Genomic DNA, 5,241 nt, shown 5'->3' with positions numbered 1-5,241 from the left:
GCTTGCAGTTCGTTGATCTGCGCCGTCAGCGTCTGCACCATCGCCCATAGCTCCAAGACCAGTGTGCCCATCTGGGTCGAACTAAGTGTGCTGAGGTCGGGTAGCTGTTGCATCAAGTTGCGGATTATGGCCTACGGCGGGGGGGGCTGAGTAGTTACCACCAAACTACGGTGCCGGAAACCGTGCGCCGCGCCCTCCGGCTGAGCAAGCGCGACAAGATGCTCTCTTGTCGACGGACGATGAATGAGTTCGAGCAAGCCCACGCCCCTTGTCATTCATGGCTGCTCTGCAGCCTCCCGCTTGGGTAGGCTCGGCGGCACTGTCGCGCAAGCCCTTGACCCCGATCTGGATGCTGCAGAAGCGCCCCGCGCGATTTTGGCGAGGGCCACCATTGGGGGAAATTCGGGGACGTCGAGTGCAAGAATGCGTGCAGCCAGTGCATTCCACATCCGCCAGGATGTACCGCAAGTCATTGATTCATATGCGCTCCAGCGCCTGATGCAGACGCGGGAACGCCACCGTGGTGCCCGGGGCCGGAGTCGAACCGGCACGCGTCGCGGCGGGGGATTTTCTTACCACTTCGGTTTTCACCGCCCCTCGATCAGAGGGTTCGTGGTCTGGAGCACGCCTTCACCATGGTCTTGCGACTTTAGGTGCCCGCCGTCTGCTCTCTACACCTTCCCCCGACCTTTCGGTTCGAGGGCTTGGCTCGGTATTAGCTCGGACTTTGCGTCCAGGGCCTTCGCCGAGTTTGACGGGCTTCACCTCAAGAATTTCTTCAAGAGGGCTCAAATTTGGTCTGAGTCCCCTGTGTCTACCAATTTCACCACCCGGGCTGGGGTTCGCGAAGTCCGCAATTATGGCACAGTAGGGCGTATGAAGTATCCGACGATCGAAGACGCGGCGGCGCACACGCCGCTCGTGGCGCTGCAACGCATCGGGGCCAAGGACAATGCCGCTCGCGGCAATGTGGTGCTGGGCAAGTTGGAGGGGAACAACCCTGCGGGGTCGGTGAAGGACCGGCCTGCGCTGTCCATGATTCGCCGTGCGCAAGAGCGCGGCGAGATCCGTCCTGGCGATACGCTGATCGAGGCGACTTCCGGCAACACCGGCATCGCGTTGGCGATGGCGGCGGCCATCAAGGGGTATCGCATGGTGCTGGTGATGCCGGAGGATCTGTCGATCGAGCGGGCGCAAACCATGAAGGCCTTTGGTGCCGAACTGGTGCTCACGCCCAGGAGCGGGGGCATGGAATATGCACGCGACTTGGCGCAGGCCATGCAAGAGCGCGGCGAGGGCAAGGTGCTGGACCAGTTCGCGAATGCCGACAATCCGCGCATCCACTATGAAACCACGGGCCCCGAGATCTGGGAGCAGACCGGTGGACGGATCACGCATTTCGTGAGCGCCATGGGCACCACGGGCACCATCACCGGCGTGTCCCGCTTTCTGAAAGAAAAGAACCCGGCGATCCAGGTCATCGGTGTGCAACCCGAGGAGGGCTCGCGCATTCCCGGAATCCGCAAGTGGCCGCAGGAATATCTGCCCCGGATTTATGACGCGAGCACGGTCGACGAACTGCTCTATGTGAGCCAGGACCATGCCGAGGAAATGTGCCGCCGCCTGGCGCGCGAAGAGGGCATCTTCGCGGGGGTCTCGGCGGCCGGCGCCTGTTTGGTGGCGCAGCAGATCGCGGCACGCGGCAGCCATGCCACCATCGTGTTCGTCGTCTGCGACCGCGGCGACCGGTATCTGTCGACGGGCGTCTTCCCGGCGTGACTGCGCTGCGCCCCGGATTTGAGTCAACTGTTCGCCATCAAAACAAGCGCCCATGCATTACGAAACCCGGTTTTGCGCGCATTGCGGCAGCGCATTGCAAGCCATCACCCTGGCCGAGGACGGTGGCGACAAGGAGCGGCTGCGCTGCCCCGCCTGCGGCTGGACGCATTGGAACAATCCCACGCCCGTGCTGGCGGCCATTGTCGAGGTCGGCGGCAAGGTGCTGCTGGCACGCAATGCGGCGTGGCCCGGCAAGGTATTTGCACTGATCACGGGCTTCATGGAGGCCGGCGAGTCACCGCAGGAGGGCATTGCGCGCGAGGTGAAGGAAGAGACCGATCTCGATGTGCGCTCCAGCACGCTGGTCGGCGCCTACGAGTTTCTGCGCATGAACCAGGTCATCATTGCCTACCATGTGGTGGCCGAGGGCCGGGTGCGCCTGTCTCCCGAACTGGTGGACTACCGGCTCTATGACCTGGCGGACCTCAGGTGCTGGTCTGCAGGCACGGGGTACGCGCTGGCGGACTGGTTGCGCACCCGCGGGCATGAGCCGGTGTTTCTCAGCGCCGAAGAAAACGCGCAGCGCCGCAGCGGGCTGAGCCTGCCGCCAAAGGACTGAGGACCATGGACAAAGAAATCGACGCCCGGGGTTTGAACTGCCCCCTGCCCATCCTCAAGGCCAAAAAGGCTCTGGCCGACATGACCAGCGGCCAGTTGCTCAGGGTGCTGGCGACCGACAGCGGGTCGCTGAGGGATTTTCAGGCGTTTTCCAGGCAGACGGGCCATGAACTGGTGGAGCAAAAGACCGTGGGCGAGGAATACGTCCATGTCCTGCGCCGTCGCTAAGGACGCCGTTCACGGTGCGGCGCATCCGCTTGGCAACTTGGCCTGGCTCAGGCACTGCCGATCGCCAGTTGCGCCGAAGACGGTGCGGCCATTGCGCGCGCCGAGGGATGCAGCGTTGCATTGGCGCCGGACTTGCGTTGCGGGTTGAACCCCCTGTCGGTCGCGAGCCTGAATATGGAAACCGCCTGCTGCAATTGCTGCGCCTGCGCACTGAGGCTGTTCGCAGCAGCGGCGCTTTCCTCGACCAGTGCAGCATTTTGCTGAGTCACCTGGTCCATCTGCGTGATGGCCTCCCCGACCTGCGCCACGCCTTGGCTCTGCTCGTTGCTCGCAGCGCTGACCTCCCCGATGATGTCCGTCACGCGCCGGATGGCGGCGACCACTTCGGTTATCGTCACGCCGGCCTTGTTCACCAGCGTGCTGCCATGCTCGACCTGCGTCACGCTGTTGTCGATGAGCGTCTTGATTTCCTTGGCGGCGCCTGCGCTTCTTTGTGCCAAGCTGCGCACTTCGCTGGCGACCACGGCAAAGCCTCGTCCCTGCTCGCCGGCACGCGCCGCTTCCACTGCGGCGTTGAGCGCCAGGATATTGGTCTGGAAGGCAATTCCATCGATCACGCTGATGATGTCGGCAATCTTCTTCGAGCTGTCGTTGATCACCTTCATCGTGTCGACCACTTGGCCGACGACCTCGCCCCCCTGGGTCGCCACCGTTGACGCGCTGACGGCCAGCTGATTCGCCTGCCGGGTGTTGTCGGCGTTTTGCTTCACGGTGCTCGACAGTTGCTCCATGGACGCGGCGGTTTCCTCGAGTGCGCTCGCCTGCTCTTCCGTTCGACTGGACAAATCCGTATTGCCCTGCGCGATTTCTGCGCTTGCCGTGGCCACCCCTTCGGCCCCGCTGCGCACGGTCGCCACCACGGAGGTCAATGCCGTCTGCATGCGGGCCATTGCGGCCATCACGCTGGCGGCATCCCCTGCTTTGACCTGCAAATGGGCACTCAAATCACCGTCTGCCACGCTTTGGGCGATATTCGACAGTACAGAGGGCTCGGCGCCCAGTGATTTTGAAAGGTCGCGGATGATGATCCAGCTCACCAATGAACTGATCGCGACCATCGCCACTGCGAGGACCCCCAGCAACATCACGGAACTGTGCGATGACTGCGTGGCGTTACTGGACAATTGGTCCGCAATATCCTTTTGCAGATCGCGCGACCCTTCCAACGCGTTGAAATATCTTTCTTGAAATGTTCGTACATCCCCCAACAACAATGAAGCCGCGGCTGCCTTGTCGCCTTTTTCTGCGGAAGCGATGGTTTTATCAACCGTCTTGTTGTACTCTTCACGGCCTGCGTCGATGATTTTCAGGAATTCACGGGCCTTTGGAAGTTCAACGATATTTTCCAGTTTCTCCAGCAATTTGGCATTCGCTGCACGGAGTTCGATAATATTTCTTTTCTCGCCTTCACGAAATGCCTGATCGTCAGAAATAATGATGCTGCGGGTGTGTCGGTCAATGGCATTGAGATTGTCTTTCATCTCCGTGAACTGGGTCACCTTGACCATCCGGTCCGTGGTGACCTCGTCGAGTTCGGTCGCCAGCGTGTTCATTTTGTACGCACCAATGGATGCAATGCCCATGCCGAGCAGTGCGAGCAGGCCGAAACCGATGATCAGTCGCGTTGATACTTTGAGGGCACTCATGATTCTCTCCGCGCATTTCCGTATGCCGCCGCCATGCGCTTGGCTGATGATTCAGATAATCGAAACGATCCATGGAGCAAGATGCATTGCTCCCCGGTCATGGAAGCAAACGCAATGCAAAGCCCCTTGGTCTGCGGACCTTATTGGACGGTGCGCTTCTGTCTGACTCACCTGGACCCGGAATCTGCTTTCGTCATAGCCAATTCCTTTTTGGTCCCTGCCTCATGATGTCAAAGGATTCTTCGACTTTCCCGCTGATCCTGCACCTGAAATTTACACCCGGCATGACTCACCAACCCGGTAGCTCCGGGTAACTGCTGTCGTTGGTCCGTAAATTGGTTTAAGCAGAATCCAATGGCTCCTGATTTTGTAATTCCTTGGATTCTCTGCGCACTGCAAGCGGGGGCGGCCCCTGGTGTCGCAGTGGCAAAAAACCATCGCAGTGGGCTCCAAGGGACCGGTGCGTGGAATGCGTCGACCGCTCCCCGGGCTGCGTCCGTCCGCTGCGCCGGGGTCGCCAACGCATCGCTGGCTGGTTTGGCTGCGGCGGCGCCGGTCCGGAGCTTTTAGAATCGGCCCCACTGGAGAGACCGATGAAATACCTGCTGTGGCTGCTCAAGGCAGCCATTTTCTTTACGCTCTTCGCCTTCGCGCTGAACAACCAGCAAGAGGCGACCGTGCATTTCTTCTTTGGCACCCAGTGGCGCGCGCCCCTGGTGCTGGTGGTGCTGGCAGCCTTTTCGGCGGGAATTGTCGTCGGTGTGCTGGGCATGGTGCCCCGCTGGTGGCGGCACCGCGCCGCCGCGCGCCGCGCGCAGGCTGCCGCAGCCGTCAGCGCAGCCACTGCCGCGGCGCCCCCCCTGCCGCGGCGCCGCCCGATCTGCCCCCGATCCATGGAATTTGACCTGGG

4 protein-coding genes and 1 pseudogene are annotated in these 5,241 nt (G+C 61.5%); 4 read left to right on the top strand and 1 reads right to left on the bottom strand.

The window, feature by feature from the left end; translation table 11 throughout:
* Positions 1-876: 876 nt before the first annotated feature.
* Genes cysM through VTU_RS0120405 form a run of 3 tightly spaced genes read left to right on the top strand, consistent with a single transcriptional unit; the run spans position 877 to position 2,625 of the window.
* Positions 877-1,779, top strand: a complete 903-nt coding sequence (gene cysM / locus VTU_RS0120415; protein WP_010108058.1) for a cysteine synthase CysM — start codon at positions 877-879, stop codon at positions 1,777-1,779.
* A 52-nt stretch (positions 1,780-1,831) separates the two neighbouring features.
* Complete coding sequence (locus VTU_RS0120410) at positions 1,832-2,398, top strand: NUDIX domain-containing protein (RefSeq protein ID WP_010108057.1); 567 nt, start codon at positions 1,832-1,834, stop codon at positions 2,396-2,398.
* Between the two features lie 5 nt (positions 2,399-2,403).
* Positions 2,404-2,625: a sulfurtransferase TusA family protein gene (locus tag VTU_RS0120405; protein ID WP_010108055.1), complete on the top strand. Its 222-nt coding sequence runs from the start codon at positions 2,404-2,406 to the stop codon at positions 2,623-2,625.
* Between the two features lie 47 nt (positions 2,626-2,672).
* Here the strand turns inward: VTU_RS0120405 and VTU_RS35600 are convergent, their stop codons facing one another.
* On the bottom strand, positions 2,673-4,331 hold the full coding sequence (locus tag VTU_RS35600; protein WP_010108053.1) for a methyl-accepting chemotaxis protein: 1,659 nt from the start codon (positions 4,329-4,331) through the stop codon (positions 2,673-2,675).
* Between the two features lie 593 nt (positions 4,332-4,924).
* On the opposite strand from VTU_RS35600, the pseudogene VTU_RS0120395 reads away from it, so the two are divergent.
* Positions 4,925-5,235: pseudogene (locus tag VTU_RS0120395) on the top strand (LapA family protein).
* The last annotated feature ends 6 nt before the right edge of the window (positions 5,236-5,241 follow it).

Source organism: Verminephrobacter aporrectodeae subsp. tuberculatae At4 (genome assembly GCF_000193225.1).
In the GTDB taxonomy this organism is placed as follows: Bacteria; Pseudomonadota; Gammaproteobacteria; order Burkholderiales; family Burkholderiaceae_C; genus Acidovorax; species Acidovorax aporrectodeae.
This window is presented reverse-complemented; position numbering and strand designations above follow the sequence as displayed.

Coding starts and splice junctions, on each gene's coding strand:
- cysM (WP_010108058.1), top strand. CDS start 877: ATGAAGTATCCGACGATCGAAGACGCGGCGGCGCACACGCCGCTCGTG.
- VTU_RS0120410 (WP_010108057.1), top strand. CDS start 1,832: ATGCATTACGAAACCCGGTTTTGCGCGCATTGCGGCAGCGCATTGCAA.
- VTU_RS0120405 (WP_010108055.1), top strand. CDS start 2,404: ATGGACAAAGAAATCGACGCCCGGGGTTTGAACTGCCCCCTGCCCATC.
- VTU_RS35600 (WP_010108053.1), bottom strand. CDS start 4,331: ATGAGTGCCCTCAAAGTATCAACGCGACTGATCATCGGTTTCGGCCTG.